Annotated in this window: 20 protein-coding genes, 1 tRNA gene and 1 pseudogene; 12 read left to right on the top strand and 10 right to left on the bottom strand. The window is 63.1% G+C overall.

Annotated features, from left to right (window positions below; translation table 11 throughout):
* The 6 genes and pseudogenes from ACIQ2A_RS21260 to ACIQ2A_RS21235 form a co-directional block, all read left to right on the top strand.
* Window positions 1-184: pseudogene (locus ACIQ2A_RS21260) on the top strand (hypothetical protein); the annotation flags it as partial.
* Window positions 185-349: 165 nt separating this feature from the next.
* On the top strand, window positions 350-1,288 hold the full coding sequence (locus tag ACIQ2A_RS21255) for a helix-turn-helix transcriptional regulator (RefSeq protein WP_398483064.1): 939 nt from the start codon (window positions 350-352) through the stop codon (window positions 1,286-1,288).
* An 83-nt stretch (window positions 1,289-1,371) separates the two neighbouring features.
* Entirely contained in the window at window positions 1,372-3,591 is a 2,220-nt protein-coding gene (locus ACIQ2A_RS21250; RefSeq protein WP_398483062.1) for a TonB-dependent receptor, read from the top strand.
* Between the two features lie 22 nt (window positions 3,592-3,613).
* Window positions 3,614-4,009, top strand: coding sequence for a hypothetical protein (locus ACIQ2A_RS21245; RefSeq protein WP_398483060.1), 396 nt, complete (start codon window positions 3,614-3,616; stop codon window positions 4,007-4,009).
* A gap of 82 nt (window positions 4,010-4,091) precedes the next feature.
* Window positions 4,092-4,301: a hypothetical protein gene (locus ACIQ2A_RS21240; RefSeq protein ID WP_398483057.1), complete on the top strand. Its 210-nt coding sequence runs from the start codon at window positions 4,092-4,094 to the stop codon at window positions 4,299-4,301.
* A 71-nt stretch (window positions 4,302-4,372) separates the two neighbouring features.
* Window positions 4,373-4,915: a methylated-DNA--[protein]-cysteine S-methyltransferase gene (locus ACIQ2A_RS21235; RefSeq protein WP_398483055.1), complete on the top strand. Its 543-nt coding sequence runs from the start codon at window positions 4,373-4,375 to the stop codon at window positions 4,913-4,915.
* Here the strand turns inward: ACIQ2A_RS21235 and ACIQ2A_RS21230 are convergent.
* The 3 genes from ACIQ2A_RS21230 to ACIQ2A_RS21220 form a co-directional block, all read right to left on the bottom strand.
* Window positions 4,912-5,529: a glutathione S-transferase family protein gene (locus tag ACIQ2A_RS21230; RefSeq protein WP_398483053.1), complete on the bottom strand. Its 618-nt coding sequence runs from the start codon at window positions 5,527-5,529 to the stop codon at window positions 4,912-4,914. The two genes, ACIQ2A_RS21235 and ACIQ2A_RS21230, sit on opposite strands and share 4 nt — an antisense overlap.
* Before the next feature lie 133 nt (window positions 5,530-5,662).
* Window positions 5,663-6,505, bottom strand: a complete 843-nt coding sequence (locus tag ACIQ2A_RS21225) for a fumarylacetoacetate hydrolase family protein (protein WP_398483051.1) — start codon at window positions 6,503-6,505, stop codon at window positions 5,663-5,665.
* Between the two features lie 90 nt (window positions 6,506-6,595).
* Entirely contained in the window at window positions 6,596-7,444 is an 849-nt protein-coding gene (locus ACIQ2A_RS21220) for an MBL fold metallo-hydrolase (RefSeq protein ID WP_398483049.1), read from the bottom strand.
* Between the two features lie 124 nt (window positions 7,445-7,568).
* Here ACIQ2A_RS21220 and ACIQ2A_RS21215 point away from each other — a divergent pair, with 124 nt between their 5' ends.
* Window positions 7,569-7,982 carry a DUF3775 domain-containing protein gene (locus ACIQ2A_RS21215; RefSeq protein WP_398483047.1) on the top strand — a complete coding sequence of 138 codons (414 nt, stop codon included), beginning with the start codon at window positions 7,569-7,571 and terminating at the stop codon, window positions 7,980-7,982.
* 122 nt (window positions 7,983-8,104) lie between these two features.
* Here ACIQ2A_RS21215 and ACIQ2A_RS21210 read toward each other — a convergent pair whose 3' ends face one another.
* A complete protein-coding gene (locus ACIQ2A_RS21210; protein ID WP_398483045.1) occupies window positions 8,105-8,887 on the bottom strand; it encodes an SDR family oxidoreductase in 783 nt (260 codons plus the stop codon).
* A 109-nt stretch (window positions 8,888-8,996) separates the two neighbouring features.
* On the bottom strand, window positions 8,997-9,506 hold the full coding sequence (locus ACIQ2A_RS21205; RefSeq protein ID WP_398483043.1) for a CvpA family protein: 510 nt from the start codon (window positions 9,504-9,506) through the stop codon (window positions 8,997-8,999).
* A gap of 121 nt (window positions 9,507-9,627) precedes the next feature.
* Between ACIQ2A_RS21205 and ACIQ2A_RS21200 the strand changes: the two genes are divergently transcribed.
* The 3 genes from ACIQ2A_RS21200 (at window position 9,628) to ACIQ2A_RS21190 (ending at window position 11,293) form a co-directional block, all read left to right on the top strand.
* Window positions 9,628-10,389, top strand: a complete 762-nt coding sequence (locus ACIQ2A_RS21200; protein ID WP_398483041.1) for an SDR family NAD(P)-dependent oxidoreductase — start codon at window positions 9,628-9,630, stop codon at window positions 10,387-10,389.
* 196 nt (window positions 10,390-10,585) lie between these two features.
* Window positions 10,586-10,662: transfer RNA gene (locus ACIQ2A_RS21195), tRNA-Met, on the top strand.
* Window positions 10,663-10,831: 169 nt separating this feature from the next.
* The gene (locus ACIQ2A_RS21190) at window positions 10,832-11,293 is read left to right on the top strand and encodes a PPC domain-containing DNA-binding protein (protein ID WP_398483039.1); all 462 of its coding nucleotides are present in this window, start codon (window positions 10,832-10,834) and stop codon (window positions 11,291-11,293) included.
* Window positions 11,294-11,339: 46 nt separating this feature from the next.
* Here the strand turns inward: ACIQ2A_RS21190 and ACIQ2A_RS21185 are convergent, their stop codons facing one another.
* Both ACIQ2A_RS21185 and ACIQ2A_RS21180 read right to left on the bottom strand, forming a co-directional pair.
* Window positions 11,340-11,468 carry a hypothetical protein gene (locus tag ACIQ2A_RS21185; protein WP_398483037.1) on the bottom strand — a complete coding sequence of 43 codons (129 nt, stop codon included), beginning with the start codon at window positions 11,466-11,468 and terminating at the stop codon, window positions 11,340-11,342.
* A 92-nt stretch (window positions 11,469-11,560) separates the two neighbouring features.
* Window positions 11,561-12,724 carry an acyl-CoA dehydrogenase family protein gene (locus ACIQ2A_RS21180; RefSeq protein ID WP_398483035.1) on the bottom strand — a complete coding sequence of 388 codons (1,164 nt, stop codon included), beginning with the start codon at window positions 12,722-12,724 and terminating at the stop codon, window positions 11,561-11,563.
* A 194-nt stretch (window positions 12,725-12,918) separates the two neighbouring features.
* On the opposite strand from ACIQ2A_RS21180, the gene ACIQ2A_RS21175 reads away from it, so the two are divergent.
* Window positions 12,919-14,334: an amidase gene (locus tag ACIQ2A_RS21175; protein WP_398483033.1), complete on the top strand. Its 1,416-nt coding sequence runs from the start codon at window positions 12,919-12,921 to the stop codon at window positions 14,332-14,334.
* Between the two features lie 272 nt (window positions 14,335-14,606).
* Window positions 14,607-16,598: a methyl-accepting chemotaxis protein gene (locus ACIQ2A_RS21170; protein WP_398483031.1), complete on the top strand. Its 1,992-nt coding sequence runs from the start codon at window positions 14,607-14,609 to the stop codon at window positions 16,596-16,598.
* 129 nt (window positions 16,599-16,727) lie between these two features.
* On the opposite strand, the gene ACIQ2A_RS21165 is transcribed toward ACIQ2A_RS21170, so the two are convergent.
* The 3 genes from ACIQ2A_RS21165 to ACIQ2A_RS21155 form a co-directional block, all read right to left on the bottom strand.
* Window positions 16,728-18,029, bottom strand: coding sequence for a PQQ-dependent sugar dehydrogenase (locus tag ACIQ2A_RS21165; protein ID WP_398483029.1), 1,302 nt, complete (start codon window positions 18,027-18,029; stop codon window positions 16,728-16,730).
* Between the two features lie 372 nt (window positions 18,030-18,401).
* The gene (locus tag ACIQ2A_RS21160; protein WP_398483026.1) at window positions 18,402-19,370 is read right to left on the bottom strand and encodes a tripartite tricarboxylate transporter substrate-binding protein; all 969 of its coding nucleotides are present in this window, start codon (window positions 19,368-19,370) and stop codon (window positions 18,402-18,404) included.
* A 76-nt stretch (window positions 19,371-19,446) separates the two neighbouring features.
* Window positions 19,447-19,670 (bottom strand): isocitrate/isopropylmalate family dehydrogenase (locus ACIQ2A_RS21155; protein ID WP_398483024.1); only part of this gene is annotated, 224 nt, incomplete at its 5' end.

Below are 19,670 nucleotides of genomic sequence, written 5' to 3'. Positions count from 1 at the left end.
CATCAAGCAGCAGATCGCGGCGGTGAATGCCGACAAGAAAATCCCGGCCAAGGACAAGAAGGCCGCATTGGATGAACTCAATGGCGCGCTGAAGCAGCCGCTGCCGGCGGTCGAGAACAAGGGCAATATCGATGTGGTGACCAAGTATTACGACAAGCTCACGGCGGCGATGCAGGACGAATGATTGCGCGCGATCGTCGTTGAAAACAGGCCCGTCTCGCGCGAGACGGGCCTGTTTTGTTTGGGCTGAAGCGGCATGTTCGAGATGATCTAAATCACTGAGATTGAGCGAGAAATTATGCGCGCGTAATCTTGCCGGATCGAACGGGCAGACGATCGACGGTGCAAGATGAGCCTGCAGTCACATGAGGCCGGCGATGTCGGTCGCTTCGAAGCAACGCTGCGCGCACTGCCGGTTGTGGATCGCGGGACACCGCAGATCCTGCACCAGGAGGTGCAGCCGGGCCTCAGCCTGCTCTCGACGGATCTGTCGCTGACGAAACCGCTGGTCATCGATGCCGAGACATTTCCTGCGGTCTGCCTGAGTGTCGTCCTGAGCGGACATGCGCGCAGCGGAGCAGGGCCGATCGAGACGGGCTTTCAGCCAGGCGAAGCCTGGATCTCTTCAACCAATGAGCGCGTGGCCACGCGAAAAGTCGTTCTGCCGAGCCATCCCGTCCGGACTGTCGAGCTCGTGGTGACGCCGGACTGGTTCGAGGCTGTTGAAGGCCGCTTCGGCAGCGACAGCGCGTTCGACGCGATGCGGGCTGCGACCGGCAAAGCGATCACCACCCAGCGGCGTGCGCTGGATCCGCGGCTGCGCGAGCTTGCGCTGTCGATCCAGTATCCGCCCGGCCATGGTGTCGCCGCCGCGCTCTATTTCGAAAGTCGTGCGCTCGATCTGCTGGCCGTGCTGATGAGCGATTTCGGTGCGCGCTGTGTCGAGACTTCGCATGGCCATCGACGGTCGTCGCTCGATCGCATGATGGCGATGCGCGATCTGATCGATCATGCGCCCGGCGCCGAACACACCATCCATGGTCTCGCGCACACATTCGGTATCAGTGCCAGCAAGCTGAAGCAGGATTTCTCGGCGAGCTTCGGCATCGGGATCGGCCGCTATATCACGGAACGCCGCCTGCAATTCGGGCGCGAACTGATCGAAAGTCACGCGCTCTCCATTGCCGAGGCGGCCTATCGCGCTGGCTATGCGCATCCCGCGAATTTCACCGCGGCTTTCAAGCGTCACTTCGGCCATCCCCCGAGCGCCGTTCGGCGGCTCTCATAGATGTTTTGTCCGATCTCATAAGCGGCCATCGGCATGCCGGCCGCAAAACGGCTTATGAAAATGGCGCGAATGTGGGGGATCTGATGCGCCGCAAATCACTCTTGGCTCTGTCATTGTCGATCATTGCTCATCCGGCTTGCGCGCAGCAGGCGGTTCAACTCGACGAAATCACGGTCACCGCGCAAAAACGTCCCGAGGCTGCATTCGATGTTCCGATGAGCATCGACGTGTGGTCGGGCGAGCGTATCGCCGACAACCAGCTGACGCGCACCGATCAGGTGCTGAACCAGACGCCGAACGTGCAGATGGGCACGCTCTCGGGCAGTCTCTACACCAATTTCACGGCCATCCGCGGCGTCGGCTCGGCACTGATCGACACCGATCCGTCCGTCGGCCTCTATATCGACGGCGTCTCGGCCGGCACATCGCAATCCTATCGCAGCACGCTGCTCGATGTGGCGCGGATGGAGATCCTGCGCGGCCCGCAGGGCACGCTTTACGGGCGCAACAATCTCGCCGGCTCCATCAATGTGATCTCCAATGTGCCGGATCCGTCGCGCCGCACGGGCGAAATCGGTCTGGAATACGGGCGGTTCAACACAGCGCGCATGTTCGGCGTCTTCAACACGCCGGCGGGCAACAATGGCTGGGCCGTGCGCGGCGCCTTCTCCGGCTCGCGCAATGACGGCTTCACGCCGAACATCGCCGTCGGGCGCGACGTCAATTCGCTCGAGGATGTCGCCGGCCGCCTCAGTGTCAGTGGTCCCGTCAATGACGTCGTCGATTTCCTCGGCAGCATCGAGCACGAGCATCAGCGCACATTCGACGGCGCATGGATGACCAATGCCGATTTCAATGCCGGTCGCCGCAGCGTGGATATCCTCAGCCCGGTGAACGGTACCGTCAAGACGACCACGGGCCGCGCCCAGTTCACTGCGCGGCTGGACAATGGCGATCGCCTGGTGTCGCTCACCGGCTTCCGCTCCAATGATCTCGATTTCAACGGCACGCCGTTCCCACGCGGCTATTTCGCTGCCAATGATGTGCTGTTCCAGTCCTTCGGAATTGCGGGATTCCAGTATCGCGCCAACAACCCATTCAATGGCAGCTATCGCCAGGCCTCGCAGGAGCTGCGCTACGAATCCGATCGGTCCGACCGGGTGAAATGGGTTGCCGGCCTCTATGCCGAGCGCAGCGAAGGCGCGCGCACCTATGGCATCGTCAACACCTTCAATCCTGGCGGCTTTCTGACGGGCAACAGCGTTGCCTTGTCGTCGAAGGGCGTGACCGACACCACCGTCGTGGCCGGCTTCGCCGATGCCACGGTCGCCATCACCGATCGCTGGAAGATCTTCGGCGGCGCGCGCGTGGGCTATGACCACAAGGACTTCAACTACAACTTCAGTTCCGACAACGCATCCTTCAACACGTTGTTTGCGCCGGTCGTGGCGGGCTTCGCGCCGGGCTATCAGGCCAGTATCTCGGCGCCCTATGTCACGCCGCGGATCGGCGCGATCTATGACGTCACCGACAAGCTCAATCTCTATGTCAGTGCCAGCCGCGGCTATAAGTCTGCCGGCTTCAATGCGGGGTTCGTGGCACCGGGCGACGAGAAGCCGTTCGAGTCGGAAGCGCTCTGGAGCTATGAGGGCGGCTTCAAGGGCAAATTCTTCGGCGACCGTCTGGCATTGAACGGTGCGGTGTTCTTCATGGACTGGAAGAACCAGCAGGTGCAGACATTCAATGTCGCCACCATGTCGTCGCCGATCCAGAATGCCGCCAGGAGCCGCTCTTACGGCGCCGAGCTCGATGCGCGGGTAAAGCTCGACGAGCATTGGTCGCTGCTCGCCTCGGCCGGTTATGCTGATGCCAGTTATGTGGACTTCCGCAATGCGCTCGCCACCGGTGTGGCCGGCGTCATCGATGCCAGCGGCAAGGAGCAGCAATATATCTCGAAATTCACCGGCTCGTTCGGCATCGGTTATGCGTGGAATGTCGGCATCGACAATCTCGTGGGCAATGTCGATATCACCTGGCAGTATCGCTCCGGTTTCTGGTTCGATGTCGCCAACACCCTGCGCCAGCCCGGCTACGGCCTGCTCAATGCGCGGATCGGCGTCGAGAACGAGCGCTATACGGCGCATATCTGGGGCACCAATCTCACCGATCAGCGCTATCGCGTCAGCGCCACCGATGTCGGCGCCGGCCCGCTCGTCGCTGTCGGCGTGCCGCTGATGGTGGGCGCGACGGTGAAGTTCAAATTCTCCGATCAGGTTGCGGCGGCAGCACTGCCGCGCAAATGACGCAGGCGTCGGGAGTGATCCGATGAGCGATCCCGATCTGATCGATGCCAGCCGCGACCCGATCGTCATGGTCGCGGCACTTCCGGCCGGGGCAGTCGATCGCGTTTCGCGCTATCACGCTGCTCTGGAATGGCTGATCGCGCGCGGAACGCCCTTCGTCATGATCACGCGTGCGGACGACACTGGGGGCCACGAGAGCCGTGAGGACCAGACAACGCGGACGATCTGGTTCAAGGCCCATGTCGCGGCCCTCGCCCGCGTCTGCCGTGGCTTCGTCTATATCGAGCCCGATCCTGCAAAGCGCATACTTTGGGAAAACCGCGCGAAGGCGATGGCCATGGCGTTTCCGGTTCCCATGGCGATCGCTGCGGACGAGCCTCAAGCCATTGCCTTGGCAGAGGAATTCATTGCGCTCTGACTGCGTCGTGCGGAAGCCGCTTGGCGTTTGCGCCAATGTTGTCTAATCCGTTGCCATCATTTCACTGACGCGGAACACCGACATGTCCAGCAAGCCACAAGACCGCCCCGCTTTGCCGCTCAAGGGCTATAGCCTGATGGACTACCAGCCGGATCCGACCGTGGTGGGCATCGCCTTCGAGACCGAGGACGGGCCCTATATGTTCGTCGCGACCAAGGAAATTCTGGACGCGCTCGGCCAGGCTTTCATTCACAAGGCGGCTGCGATGCCGTCGCGCGAACCACAGAGCTAAGTCCGAAAACGGGTGGCGAATCCGGGCTTTCGGACACACATTGATGCTTCGATCGATGTGAGGAGGCTGTGATGGCCGACATCCAGTTTGCACTTTTCGACACCGCCATCGGCCGTTGCGGCATCGCCTGGGCCGATCGCGGGATCGTCGCGATTCAATTGCCGCTGCCGAGCGAGGCACAGACGCGCGGGCGATTGAAACAGCGCTATCAGGCGCTGATTGAAGCGCCGCCGCCAGCCATGGTGCAGGTGGCGATCGATCGGATGGTCGCGCTGATGGCGGGCCAACAGGTCGATCTCGCCGATATCGACCTGGATCTATCTGACAGTCCCGATTTCAATCGCGAGGTCTATGCCATCGCCCGCGCGATTCCGCCCGGCAAAACCTTGACTTACGGCGATATCGCCAAGCGTCTCGGCGGCGTCGAACTGTCGCGCAATGTGGGGCAGGCGATGGGGCAAAACCCCTGTCCGATTATCGTGCCCTGCCATCGCGTGCTTGCAGCGGGCGGCAAGCCCGGCGGCTTCTCGGCCAATGGCGGTGTCGAGACGAAGCTTAAAATGCTGGCCATCGAGGGCGCGTATGTGAATTACACGCCCTCGCTTTTCGATTAGCCGTTCGGCGGCACGGACACCTTCACCGATTCCCGCTGCAGCATGCGTTCGTGGAACGCGTCGAGCTTCGGAAATGCCTTGCGCCAGCCGCAATCCGCGAACCGGAAGTCCAGATAGCCAAGGATACACACCAGCGAGATCTGTGCGGCGTCGAGCGGGCGGGTGAGAATGTCCGGATGGTTCTCGAACTGGCCGAGGCCGACCCAGGCGCGGTCCCACTGATCGTCGTACCAGCCCTGCCAGAAGAATTCTTTCGGCCGCACGCCCATTTCATAGCGGCACAGCAGCAGCGCGTCGGTCATGCTCTGGATGAGCGTATGCTCCGTCTTCACCTTCCATCGCGCCGGGCCTGAGGCCGGGACGAGTTTGCCGCCGCCGGCGAGCTCGTCGAGATATTCGGTGATGTTGTAGCTGTCGACGATGACCTGGCCGCTATCGAGGATCAGCGCCGGCAGTTTGCGGACGGGGCTGATGTCATGGGCATAGGCTTCGTTCTTCTGCGTCGGCGCCACGGTTGCCGGCACGAGTTCGATCTTGTCGATCAGCCCGAGTTCGATGGCCGCGATGCGCACCTTGCGTGCGAAAGGCGAGCCGGGAGAAAAGGTCAGCTTCATGTTAGGTCCTTCTAATCATTACTATCCAACGTCATTGCGAGGAGCGTAGCGACGAAGCAATCCAGTTCTTTCTTTATCTTCTTCTGGATTGCTTCGCTGCGCTCGCAATGACGGCTGAGAGTGTTGTGCGCTCTTAAGCCGCCACGACCTTCTGTTTCTGCTCACCCAGGCCTTCGATGCCGAGGGTCATGACGTCGCCGACTTCGAGGAATTTCGGCGGCTTCATGCCAAGGCCGACGCCGGGCGGGGTGCCCGTGGTGATGATGTCGCCGGGCATCAGGGTCATCATGCCGGAGAGATAGGACACGATCTGCGGCACGTTGAAGATCATGGTCGCTGTCGAGCCGGTCTGGCAGCGCTTGCCATTGACGTCGAGCCACATGCTCAGCTTGTGCACGTCGGCAACTTCGTCGGTCGTCGCGATCCACGGGCCGAGCGGGCCAAAAGTGTCGTGCGACTTGCCCTTGGTCCACTGGCCGCCGCGCTCGATCTGGAAGAAGCGTTCGGAAACGTCGTTGCAGACGGCATAGCCGGCGACATGCTTCAGCGCGTCGGCTTCCGATACATATTTCGCCTTGGTCCCGATGATGATCGCGAGTTCGACTTCCCAGTCGAGCTTGGTGGAGCCGCGCGGCTTTTCGACATCGTCATTGGGGCCGCAGAGCGAGTTCAGCGCCTTCATGAAGACGATGGGTTCGGACGGGATCGGCATGTTGGACTCAGCGGCATGGTCCGCATAGTTCAGGCCGATGGCGATGAATTTCGGCTTGCCGCCGACGGGCGAACCGTAACGTGGATTGCCGGAAACTTCAGGGAGGGAGGCCGGATCGATGGCCTTGAGCTTGGCGAGATTGTCGGGCGAGAAGGCGTCGTCGGCGAAATCGGCGATCTTGCCGGAGAGGTCGCGCAGCTTGCCGTTGTTGTCGATCAGTCCCGGCTTCTCGCTGCCGAACGCGCCGTATCTTACGAGTTTCATTGTCGTCTCCCTGGAGCCCTTATTTGGCGGGTGAAGTTGTGGAACACCGCGGGATGAAATTCAACCTGGATTGGGCTCTGGACCGCCGCCCTACGGCAGCGCATCAAAACGCCACGCGTCGCCGTCGCGCTTGATGTGCCCGGCGCCATAATGGCCGCCGATCACCAGAGTCGGCGTATCGGCAAAACGCGCGAATAGTTCACGGCGTGAGCGTGTGGATTGCGCTGGATCGGAATCCGCCGTCGAGGCCCAATCGGGATGCGCCATCTGCACGGGATGATGCGCGGCATCGCCGGTGAGCAGAGTTTCCTCCCCGTCGGATCTGATGTGCACGCTCATATGGCCGGGGCTGTGACCCGGTGTCGGAATCAATGTGATTTCATTGGCGACATCGGCATCGGCTGCGATGAGATCGACCAAGCCCGCATCGACCACGGGTTTGATGGAGTCGTTGAACACAGCGATGTGATCCGGGCGCTCGCTATGGTCTTTCCAGTAATTGTATTCGTCGCGTCCAAACAGATAGCGCGCGTTCGGGAAGGTCGGCACCCACTGCCCTTCCACCAGTCGCGTATTCCAGCCGACATGGTCCACATGCAGATGCGTGCAGAGAACCGTGTCGATGCTGTCAGGCGCGAAGCCGGCTTCGGCGAGGTGGCGCAGGAACGGCGTGTTGAGATGATTCCAGGTCGGCACCGAGCGGCCTTCCTTGTCATTGCCGAGGCAGGTGTCGACAATGATGCGCCGCGTCGGTGTTTCCACCACCAGCGCATGGATCGACATTTTCAACCGGCCCTCTTCATTGGCAAAATCGGGGATCAGCCAGGGCAGCGCTTTCACCTCATCCGGGCCCGCCTGTGGAAGGATGAAGCGCGTGCTGCCCGTCATCCGGCTCTCGGTAATTTGCGTGATCCTGACCTTGCCGACCGTCCATTGCATGCGGTGTTCACTCCCGTGTTCTTATTGCGGCGGAGCATGCGGGATGTTGCGCTGCGGGCGCAATGGATCATCTCGCAATGCTGCGCGTTGGTGCCGGTACAACAGGTTTTCCGAGGAGCGCATGATGCCAGAACTCGCCATTTCATCCGACAAGGTCGGCTTCCTGATCGAGAAGGCCCGGCAGTTCGACGCCAAGGATATCGAGGTCGATACCGACGAGGGCTCGAATGGGGCCGACGACAAGATGATCGACGTGCTGGAGGATGACGGCAGCGATCCCGTCGTCAAGGAGATCTCCGGCTTCATCGCCGCCTTGAGCGAGGACGAGAAGGTCGATCTCGTGGCCCTGATGCGGCTTGGCCGCGGTGATGGAACCATCGAGGAATGGGCCGATCTGCGCCGCGAGGCTGCGGAGGGCAATAATGGGCGAACCGCGCGCTATCTGCTGGGCGAGCCGCTGCTTGGCGATCTGCTTGCTGAGGGGCTCGAGGAATTCGGCATCGAATGGGCGGATGAGCGCACGACGCCGGTGAATTGACTCCACCCTCATCCTGAGGAGCGGCCCTTGGGCCGCCTCTCGAAGGATGGCCGCAAGCTCCGAGAGCTTGCAGCTCATGGTTCGAGACGGCGCTTCGCGCCTCCTCACCATGACGGATGGAGTTACATCGTGCCGGGGAACGCGCCGCCGTCGAGCAGGATGTTCTGGCCGGTGATGAAGCCCGACTTCGCGCCGCACAGCCATGCACAGGCCTGGCCGAATTCATCGGCTTCGCCGAAACGGCCGGCCGGATTTTCGCTGGCGCGCTGCGTCAGGATTTCCTCCACCGACTTGCCGCTGTTCTTGGCCTGACCCGCCGCAACGCCGCGGATGCGATCAGTGTTGAACGGGCCCGGCAGCAGGCCATTGATCGTGACATTGTTGCGCACGGTCTTGCGCGACAGGCCGGCGACAAAGCCGGTGAGGCCCGAGCGCGCGCCGTTGGAGAGGCCGAGCACATCGATCGGGGCCTTCACGGCGGCCGAGGTGATGTTGACGATACGGCCGAACTTGCGCTCGATCATGCCGTCCACCGTGGCCTTGATCAGCTCGATCGGCGTCAGCATGTTGGCGTCGATGGCCTTGATCCAGTCGTCACGATTCCAGTTGCGGAAATCGCCGGGCGGCGGGCCGCCGGCATTGTTGACGAGGATGTCGATGGTGCCGGCTGCTTTCAGCGCGGCTTCGCGGCCTTCCGGCGTGGTGATGTCGCCCACCACCTCGATGATCTCGACGCCCGGATTGGCCTTGCGCACTTCCGCGGCAGCGGCGGCCAGAACTTCGGCGCCGCGTGCAGTCATGGTGACATGCACGCCTTCGGCGGCAAGCGCTGCGGCACAACCAAGGCCGAGGCCCTTGCTCGATGCGCACACCAATGCGCGGCGGCCTTTGATTCCAAGATCCACGATATCACTCCCAAAAGGTTGGCTGACGGATGATGCGCACTCTAGCGGTTCCGATTGCATCTGATAAGCGGCGCGGACATGCAAGGCGAGCAGGGGAGCTGCGCCTGCGTCATGGCTTATGCGCGCGCTTCAGCTGCTCGAACCGCGCGGTGACATCCGCGGGTAGCGAGCGAATGCCGGTCTGGCCGATCCGCGACAGCATCGGGCGCAATTGCGACCCGGTGAGATAGGGCGGCTGCAGATGCGCCGGCACCAGCTGATCGAAGATCAGCACCAGGGTCACCGCGATCAGGCCGACACGGATCGCGCCGAGCGCAGCGCCGCCGAGCCTGTCACCGATGCCGATATGCGTGCCGATCAGATCATTGATGGCCAGGCGCAGCAGCGAGCCCAGCACGATGCCTGCGATCAGGAAGATGGCGAAGAAGATCAGCGAGTGCTGCACCTGCGAGGTGGCCGACGGTGCCTGCGGAAGGATCAGGCCGGTGATCCACACGGCGATCGGTGCCGCGACGAGATAGCCGAGAATGGTGATGCCGCTGCGCAGCAATCCTGCGCGGAAGCCGAGCACCACGGCGATGATCAGCGCCATGGCGACGACGACGTCGAAACTGTTCATCGCATGCTCACGTCAGGCGGCAATTCCGCAGCAAAGAAATCAGGGTCGGCGCGCAGGTTTTGCGATCGCGGCAAGGTTGGGTATCACTGGGCCAACAGAACAGCCGCAGCAGGGAACGAATATGTCCGCGATCTTCGACGTCAGCAAGGAAGTCATCCTCATCACCGGCGCCTCGCAGGGGCTCGGCCGCCAGTTTGCGCGCGTGCTGTCGGCCCATGGTGCGGCGGTGGTGCTGGCGGCGCGGCAGACCGGGAAGCTTGAAGCCCTGCAGAAGGAGATCACGGACAAAGGCGGCCGTGCCTTTGCTGTCGCGATGGATGTCACCGACAACGCCTCGATCGCAAAAGCCTTCGACGCGGCCGAGCAGGCGCTCGGCCCGGTGACCGTACTGATCAACAATGCCGGCATTGCGGTGGAGAAGATGGCCATCGAGCAGACCGAAGCCGATTGGGATTCCGTCATCGGTGCCAATCTCAAGGGCGCCTATTTCGCCGCGACCGAAGCTGCCCGGCGCATGATCGCGCACAAGGTCGAAGGCAATATCGTCAATATCGCCTCGGTGCTCGGTTTCGGCCTGACCAAGGCGGTGTCGCCTTATGCGATCTCCAAGGCCGGCATCGTGCAGGCAACCAGGGCGCTGGCGCTGGAACTCGCGGCGCACCGGATCCGCGTCAATGCGCTGGCGCCGGGCTATATCGACACCGAGATCAATCACGCGGCCTGGGACACGCCGGTGGGCGAAAAGCTGGTCAAGCGCATCGCCCAGCGCCGGGTCGGGCACGAGAGCGATCTCGACGGCGCCATCCTGCTGCTGGCCTCCGGCGCCTCGCGCTACATGACCGGTAGCACGGTGACCGTGGATGGCGGATTTCTGCTGAGCTGACGGCGGTTACGGACAATTTTCCCCACCCCGTCATAAAAACGCAAAAAGATGCCTCCGGCCCCTTCCCAAAGCCGGCGGGCATTGATAGATACCCCTCATGCCGCGGCATTGCCCGGCAGTCTCTCAGGAACCTTTGGTCTGGGATTTGCTCGCGCCCTTGGCGTCGGCATCCAGCACATGTTCCCGAAAGGTTTGGCGCGGGGTGGAGCAGCCCGGTAGCTCGTCAGGCTCATAACCTGAAGGTCATAGGTTCAAATCCTATCCCCGCAACCAAACATCTGATGACGGACGACCGACAGTTATGAGCTGTTTGAAAAGCCGCCCGCTTGGGCGGCTTTTTCGTTTTTCAGACCGTGATGACACTAGAGCGGCAAGATGTCCGCCTCTGGAACGGCGCTGGTCTCGCCTCGTTCATTTCCCGAATGGCAATGGAGATGGACGGATGAAAAGCAAGCTCGTCTCGCAGGACGATGGTGTGAAGACCCATGTGGTCGTGCTCGACAAGGGCGAGGAAGCGTTCGAAGCGCTGACCAAATATGTCAACGATGCCGGCATCGCCGCTGCGTCACTGACCGCCATCGGCGCGTTCGAGCGGGCGACGGTGGCGTTCTATAAATATGAGACCAGGTCCTACAAGGAGATCCCCGTCGGCGAACCGAGCGAGGTTCTGAGCCTGCTGGGTGATGTCGCAGTCGGCGATGACGGCAAAGCTGGCTTGCATGTGCATGCGGTGCTGGGACTTGCCGATGGATCGGTGCGTGGCGGTCATTTCCTGAAGGGCATCGTGCGGCCGACGCTCGAAGTCATCCTGACAGAAACGCCGGCGCGCCTGCGGCGCAAGAAGCGTGACGACCTTGGCACTGATCGATCTGGACGCGGGGTAGAAACGCGCAGGCGTTTCTGACCGACAGCCTTCTCGGCGGCGGTGCCGGATCGCGTGTTGCGTGCCGTCACATCCGGAAATAGGCGAACAGTCCCAGCACGACCAGCGCCGAGATGCCGACCCAGAGCAGCAAGCCGACCGACAACGTCTTGGCTTCGGCCGGCGCACGGCCGGGAGATTCTTCTTCAGGCAGCATTGTGTCGGTTCCTGCGCAAGCGAAGCAGCATGACGATGCTGCTTCCTGTATGAGCAATCCGCGACAGGGTGATGCGTTCCCGACGTCGTGCCTCAGCCGTGCTGCGTCGCTTTCCAGTCGCGCTTGATCTTCTTGGCGAGCGACCATTTGTGCACTTCGGTCGGGCCGTCATAGATGCGGAAGGCGCGCACTTCGCGAAAGGCCTGCTCGACGATGGTGTCGCCGGAGACGCCCATGCCGCCCATCACCTGCACGCAGCGATCGGCAATACGCATCAAGGCTTCGGACACTGCCACCTTCGCCATCGAGCTTTCATTGGTGCCGAGCGAGCCGGAGTCGAGCACGCCGGCGCACCAGTCGATCATCAACTCGCATTGTTTGATGTCGATCAGGTTCTCCGCCAGCATGAAGCCGACGCCTTCGTGATCCACCAGCGGCTTGCCGAAAGCGTTGCGGCGGCAGGCATAGTCCGAGGCGACCTCGTTGGCGCGGATGCAGAGGCCGAGCCAGCGCATGCAGTGCGACAGTCGCGCCGGGCTCAGGCGGATCTGCGCATATTTGAAACCTTCCCCGGAGGAGCCGAGCATCTGGTCGGCGGGGACACGCAGATTGTCGATCGCGATTTCGGCATGGCCGCCGGGCATCGAACTATCGATGGTGTCGAGCACGCGGGTGATGCGGATGGCAGGATCGGGCAGGTCGACCAGGAACATGCAGGCGCCGTCATCGGACTTCGCCATCACGATGCCGACCTTGGCGCCATCGGCGCCGGTGATGAAGGTCTTGCGGCCATTGATGACCCAGTGATTGCCATCGAGCTTGCATGTGGTCAGCATCATCGATGGATCGGAGCCGGCGCCGCCGTCGGTGGCCGGTTCGGTCATGAAGAAGGCCGAGCGCGAGGCGCCCGACACCAGTTGATCGAGGAAGCGCTTCTTCTGCTCGGATGTGCCGACCTTGCCGAGCAGATACATATTGCCCTCGTCGGGCGCCATGGTGTTGCAGGCGAGCGGGCCGAGCGGCGACAGGCCGGTCTTGATCAACGCGATCGCCGTTTCACGCTGGGTGAAATGCGAACCATCGGCGAGGATATGCGGCGTCAGCACGCCGGCGGCGCGGGCTTTGTCGCGCAGCTCCTGCACCAGTTCGTCGCTCGGGCCGTGGTGGCCGAGGCGCGGATCCTTTTCATACGGGATCACCTGATCGCGGATGAAGGTCTCGATCCTGGCGGCGATGGCGTGAGCGCGCTCGGTCATGTCTGCACAATCCTCGGTCGTTTCCGGACCGGGCATGTGCCGGTCTCTTCATGAGACAGGTTGTGTCGGGGACTGCTGGCCGCGTCAACCATGCCGGCTGCATTCCGTCATGCGAGCTTTGTCCTGCACGGGCTTGACCCGGTGCCGGATCGGGGCAGCATGCGTCGCTGGATTCTGAAGGGGAATGACACGATATGTCGGATCAATCGGCGGCTGCGCGCGATCAACTGAGCTTTCTCGATGCCGGTGAACTGGTCGCCGGATACAAAGCGGGTCGTTTCACGCCGAGCGACGTGGTCGATTCCCATCTCGCACGCATCGATGCGCTGAACGGCAAGATGCACGCCTTCATCGACGTCTATGCCGATGAAGCCCGGGCCGCGGCCGCGCAATCGACGCAGCGCTACAAGGACGGCAAGCCGCTCGGCGCGCTCGATGGCGTGCCGATCGGCGTCAAGGACCTGATCGAGATTGAAGGCAAGGTCTGCACCGCCGGCTCGGCGACGCGTCGGGATCGCGTGGCGAAGCAGACTGCGACCATCGTCACGAAGCTGGAACTGCAGGGCGCCATCGTGCTCGGCAAGGTGCATACGGTGGAATTCGCGCTCGGCGGCTGGGGCACCAATCAGCATCTCGGTGCGCCCCGCAATCCTTGGAATGCGGAGGTGCCGCATACGGCCGGCGGCTCCAGCAATGGCTCGGCCGCCGCGGTCGCCGCGCGTCTCGCGACCATCGCCATCGGCACCGATACCGGCGGCTCCGTGCGCGGACCGGCGGGCTTCAATAATCTGTTCGGGCTGAAGACCACGTCGGGGCGCATCAGCCTGCATGGCATCGTGCCGCTGTCGCCGTCGCTCGATACGGTCGGCCCGCTGGCGCGCTCGGTGCATGATGCGGCGCTGCTGTTCCAGGCCATGCAGGGGCCGGATATCAGCGATCCCACCACGCTGGATGTCACGCCGATCGATCCGTTCGCCGAACTGGAGCAGGGCGTGAAGGGCCTGACACTGGCGGTGATCGATGCGCGCGAGCGCGGGCCGGTGCATCCCGATATCCTCAAGGCCTATGACGCCGCGGTGGAGGTCTATCGCAAGCTCGGCGCCACCATCGTCACCATCGATCTGCCGAAGCCGCTGCCGGAATTTTCGCGCGCGGCGGAGATCATGATGGGCGAGGCCTATGCGATCCATGGCGCGGTGGCGGATGATCCGTCGTCGCCGATGGATGATGGCGTGCGCACCCGTGTGCTCGGCGGCAAGATCGACGCCAAGGCCTATATCGAAGCCCGCTGGCGCGCGCAGGCCGATCGCCAGGCGATGCTGCAGGCCTTTGGCGCCGCCGATGCGCTGCTGGCGCCGACCTCGCAGGTCCCGCCGCAGCCGCTCGCCGACGTGGATGAAGCGACGACGCCGGCAACGCTGACGCGCTTCGTCAACCAGATCGGTTTTTGCGGCCTCGCGATTCCCATCGGCTTCACGGCGAAGGCGCTGCCGACGTCGCTGCAGATCGTCTGCCGGCCGTATCAGGAAGCACTCGCGCTGCGCATCGGCCGTGCCCATGAAGCGGCCACCGACTGGCACACGCGCGTGCCGCCGCTGGCGAAGGTATGAACGGGGATCTGTAGGATGGGTTGAGCGTAGCGATACCCGTCACCGCGTGCGCCGGTGTTGGTGGTGATGGGTATCGCTACGGCGCCATGCGCCTGCACTCAACCCATCCTGCAAAGTCTTCATGTTACGCGCTGATGACGAAGCGATGTCACGGCGCTGTTTGCACATAAAATAAAGATCCGGCATCGATCGCATTGCGGTGTTGTCGTTTAGCTCTTGTTAGACCGCAGCGCATATCCGGTCCGCGGACTTCTCTTCTTGTCGCGGATCGCATGTCAAAACTATTTCCTTCCTTTCGCAAGCTCGCCCGGAAAATCACGCCGCGCATCGGACTGCGCGTGCAGATCGCGTTGCTGGGCCTGCTCAGCGTCGGCGCGATTGGCGCCATCTGTCTGGCCGGATTGCATTTCGATGCCCGCGCGCAGGCGGACTCCGGTCGCGCGCTGACGCTGCGCCACGAAGTTGCGACGCTTGCAACCGGCTATCTCGAAGCCGGCCAGGTCGCGAACGCCTTCATGCGTACGCGTGAGGACGCGCATGTCGCGCAGCACGAACTGCTCGTGAATAAACTGCTCAGCGGCCTCGCCAGCATCGAGAGCGTGATGAAGCAATCGTCGGGCGACGATGCGGCGGCCAGCGACAGCGCGCTGCGGTCTGGCCTCAGCATCTATCGCACGCGCTTCAACAACATCGTCTCCATGCAGCGCCAGCTTGGGCTGAAGGAGACCGAAGGCCTGCAGGGCCGGCTGCGCAATGCCGTGCACGAGGCGGAGACGAAACTCGCAGCTCATGAGGTGCCGCGTCTCACCAATCTGATGCTGATGATGCGCCGGCATGAGAAGGATTTCATGCTGCGCGGCGGCGACAAATATGGCGAGGATTTTGACAAGCGGCAGGACCAGTTTGCGAAGGCGCTGCCGGAGTCGGAATTATCCGACGCCGTGCAGGCCGATATCGAGACGGCGATGAAGGCGTATAGCCAGAGCTTTGCCGGCTATCAGGTGACGCAGAGCCTGCTCAATGACGAGATCGCCGATTTCGCCACCGTGTTTCAGCGCAATCGTCCGGGGCTTGATGAGCTGATCAAGACGGCGGATGCGCGCTACGACGCGGCGGAGGCGCGCGCTGCCGAGGTGCGCCAGGTGATGACCTGGGCGATCGCCGGCGCGACGGTGCTGATCGGTCTGTTCGCCGTGCTTGTTGGCCAGCGCATCGCCAGCGCCGTGGCGGGCATGACACGCGCCATGCAGGAACTTGCCAAGGGCGATTTCTCGGTGGTGCTGCCCGGCCTCGATCGCGGCGACGAGATCGGCGCGATGGCGCAGGCGGTGGAAAATTTCAAGCGCCTGTCGCTGGAGAAGGCCGAGGCCGAGACTCGCGCCAAGATGCGCGAAGTGGCCGAGGCCGCCGAGACGCGCCGCGCCGACATGGAGCAGGTGGCCGATCAGTTCGAGCGCGAGGTCGGCCGCATCATCGAGCTGGTGGCCGCAGCCTCTCATGAGCTCGAGGCCGAAGCCGGCTCGATGTCGCAGACCGCGAGCAATGCACAGGACCTGTCGGTGAAGGTGGCGCAGGCATCGGAGGAAACCTCGTCCAGCGTGCAGTCGGTGGCGTCGGCCAGCGAGCAGATGGCGGCGTCGGTGGGTGAAATCGGACGGCAGGTGCAGCAGTCGTCGCAGATCGCGGGCGAAGCGGTGGAGCAGGCCCGGATGATGGACGACCGCGTGGCGCTGCTGGCCGCGGCGGCGACGAAGATCGGCAATGTCGTGCAATTCATCTCCGGCATCGCGTCGCAGACCAATCTGCTGGCGCTGAACGCGACCATCGAGGCGGCGCGGGCGGGCGATGCCGGCCGCGGGTTTGCGGTGGTGGCCTCGGAAGTGAAGGCGCTGGCGGCGCAGACCTCGAAGGCGACCGACGAGATTTCCAAACAGATTTTTGACATCCAGTCGGCGACGCAGGATTCCGTCGGTGCCATTGCGGCGATCGGCGGCACCATCAACCGGATGTCGGAAATCGCGTCATCCATCGCCTCCGCAGTGGAAGAGCAGAGTGCCTCGACGCAGGAGATTTCCCGCAATGTCCAGCATGCCGCGCAGGCGGTGATCGAGGTCAGCGCGAATATTGCGCAGGTCGAGCGGAGCGCCAGCGATACGGGCGCGGCGTCGGGCCATGTGCTGGCTGCGGCGCAATCGCTGTCGGGCGATAGCGGGCGGTTGAAGAGCGAAGTGGGCGCGTTCCTGCAGCGGGTGCGCGCGGCGTAACTCTCACTGTCATCGCCCGGCTTGACCGGGCGATCCAGTAGACATTGGCAAGAGTGAAAGAAGCGCGATGTCAGTGTTTACTGGATCACCCGCTTTCGCGGGTGATGACAGTTGGCGATAGATACGCGCTTACGCCCCCGTCACGCGCCAGATCACATCGCCCACGTCATCCGCCACCAGCAGCGATCCATCAGGCCCAATGGTCACGCCAACCGGCCGTCCATAGGACACCTTCTCATCCGGTGCCAGGAAGCCCGAGAGAATATCCCGCGGCGGGCCTGACGGCTTGCCGTTCTCGAACGGGATGAAAACCACCTTGTAGCCACTCAGCTTGCTGCGATTCCATGAACCATGCTGGCCAATCACCATGCCGTCGGGAAAACCGGGCAGCGTGCCGGCGGGAAGCCAGCACAGGCCGAGCGAGGCGGTGTGGCCGCCGAGTGCATAGTCGGGCTTGATCGCGGTGGCGACCAGCGCCGGATCCTGCGGCACGCGGTCGTCGACGATCTGGCCCCAGTAGCAATAGGGCCAGCCATAGAAGCCGCCGTCCTTCACCGAAGTGAGATAGTCCGGAGGCGTCTCGTCGCCGATGCCGTCGCGCTCGTTGACCACGGTCCACAGCGCGCCGGTGGTCGGCTCGAAAGCGAGGCCTACCGGATTGCGCAAGCCCGCACCGAAGATGCGATACTGTCCGGTGGCGATATCGAATTCATAGACCGCGGCGCGGCCTTCCTCGACCGCCATGCCGCTCTCGGCGATATTGCTCTGCGATCCCACGCCGATATAGAGCTTCGTGCCATCCGGGCTCGGCAGGATGCTGCGGGTCCAGTGGCCGCCCGGCTTGAACGTGGTGAGCTTCTTGCCTTGTGCGGTGATCCTGTCGGCGTCCTTCGTATAGGGAAACGCGACGACACCATCGACATTGCCGACATAGAACGTCTCGCCGACCAGGGCCATGCCGAACGGCTGGTTGAGATTCTCCATGAAGACCTGCTGCACCTCGGCGACGCCGTCACCGTCACGATCGCGCAGCAGCGTGATGCGGTTGGCGCTGATGCCGAGCGCACTGGCGCGGCGCATGGTGGCCTGCATGGCATAGCTGAACAGGCTGCCGATGCGGGTCGCCACTTGCGTGGCTTCGGCAATCAGCACGTCGCCATTGGGCAGCACGCTGATCCAGCGCGGATGCTTGAGTCCGGTGGCGAAGGCATTGACCTTGAGGCCCGGCGCCACAGTGGGTTTCTGGCCGGGATCCCAGCCGCGGGCGGTGGGCATCTTCAGCGTGGGGATGGCGCCTTGCGGTTTCGCTTCGGGAAACACGGGGGCATGGCCCCAGGCCGGCGCCGGCGTGTCGCCCTGGGCGCGGCGCCACAAGACGGCGCCCGCGCCGATCAGTGCGACCACGCGCGCGAATGTGCTGGTTAGTGACATGCAAGTCCCCCGGAAGATCGGGCCGAAGCGGCCAATGACGGGGGAGGTTATAGATCAATTTCCCGATGCGGAAATGTCATGACACCCGTGCATTGCGGCCCACCCTTCGAGACGCTCGCCTGCGGCGAGCTCCTCAGGGTGAGGGGAAGTGTGTGGTGCAATGCTCGGTCCCTCATGGTGAGGAGCGCGCCCCTTGGCGCGCGTCTCGAACCATGAGCTGGTGGCCATCAATCCGTGAACTGCCCGCTTGGCTCCGCCGTCATTGCGAGGAGCGTAGCGACGAAGCAATCCAGTTCTTGGCTTCTGGATTGCTTCGCCCTGAAGAATTGGCTTTGCCAATTCTTCAGGGCTCGCAATGACGGAAAGCGACGATCAATCCGCGAACTGCCCGCTCGCCTTGATGATCGGCGCCCAGCGATCCACCTCGCTGTCGAGCTGCTTCTTCAGTGCAGCCGGCGTGGCCTGGTCCTGCGGCACCGGGTCGGTGTTGATGTCGTTGAAGCGCTTGATCAGCTCGGGATCACGCAGCGACTCCTGCAGCACCTTGGCGAGCTTCTGCACCACATCATCCGGCGTGCCCTTCGGCGCATAGATGCCGTGCCAAGCACCGGCTTCAAAGCCTTTCAGGCCGGCTTCGTCCGCGGTGGGGAGATCCGGCATCGACGACAGCCGCGTCTTGGTCGTGATCGCATAGGCCTTCACCAGCTTGCCGTTGATCGGGCCGGTGGTGTTGGTGGTCTGGTCGCAGGTGAGGTCGATCTGGCCGGCGATCAGGTCGTTCATGACCGGGCCGTTGCCCTTGTAGGGTACCGCGAGCACCTGCTTGTCGATGGCATTCATGAACATCAGGCCGCAGAGCTGCGACGCCGCGCCGAGGCCGGCATTGCCGAACGTCATCTTGTCGCCGTTGGCCTTGATATAGGTGATCAGCTCGGCAAGGTTGTTCGGCGGCAGGTTCGGCCGCGCGATGATGGTCATCGGCGCATTGGTGACGAGGCCGATCGGCGCGAACGCGGTCTTGGTGTCGTAAGGCAGCTTGCGATACAGCGTCGCCGCGGTGGAAATGCCGATGTGGTGGATCAGGAGCGTGTAGCCATCGGGCTCGGCGCGTGCCGCACGCGCGGCGGCGATGGTGCCGCCGGCGCCGGTGGCGTTTTCAATGATGATGGTCTGGCCGAGAATTTTCGACATGGTCGCGGCGGTGACGCGTGCGACGGTGTCGGTGGCGCCGCCGGCAGCGAACGGCACCAGCATGGTGATCGGCTTGTTCGGATAGCCCTGTGCGAAGGCGGTGGTGCTTGCGAGCGTCAATGCAAAGGCAAGTGTGGCGGTGGTTTTCATCGTATCCTCCCGGACTATTGATTTTGTTTTATGGAAGACGATCGCCCCGGTGATGGCCGGGGCGATCGGACATGCGTCAGACGTTCGAGCTGTGGATCGCGTCCACCACGGCGTCGGTGACTTCTTTCGTTGTCGCCTTGCCGCCGACATCCGGCGTGATGATGCCTGCTTCGCACACCCTCTCCACGGCGCGCATGAGGCGCGCTGCCGCATCGGGCTCGCCGAGATGCTCGAGCATCTGCGCGGCTGTCCAGAAACTGGCGACGGGATTGGCGATGCCCTTGCCGGTGATATCGAAGG

The sequence above is a fragment of the Tardiphaga sp. genome (assembly GCF_044336785.1).
GTDB lineage: Bacteria > Pseudomonadota > Alphaproteobacteria > Rhizobiales > Xanthobacteraceae > Tardiphaga.
Note: the sequence above shows the minus strand (reverse complement) of the source record. Positions and strands in the feature narration are given on the sequence as shown.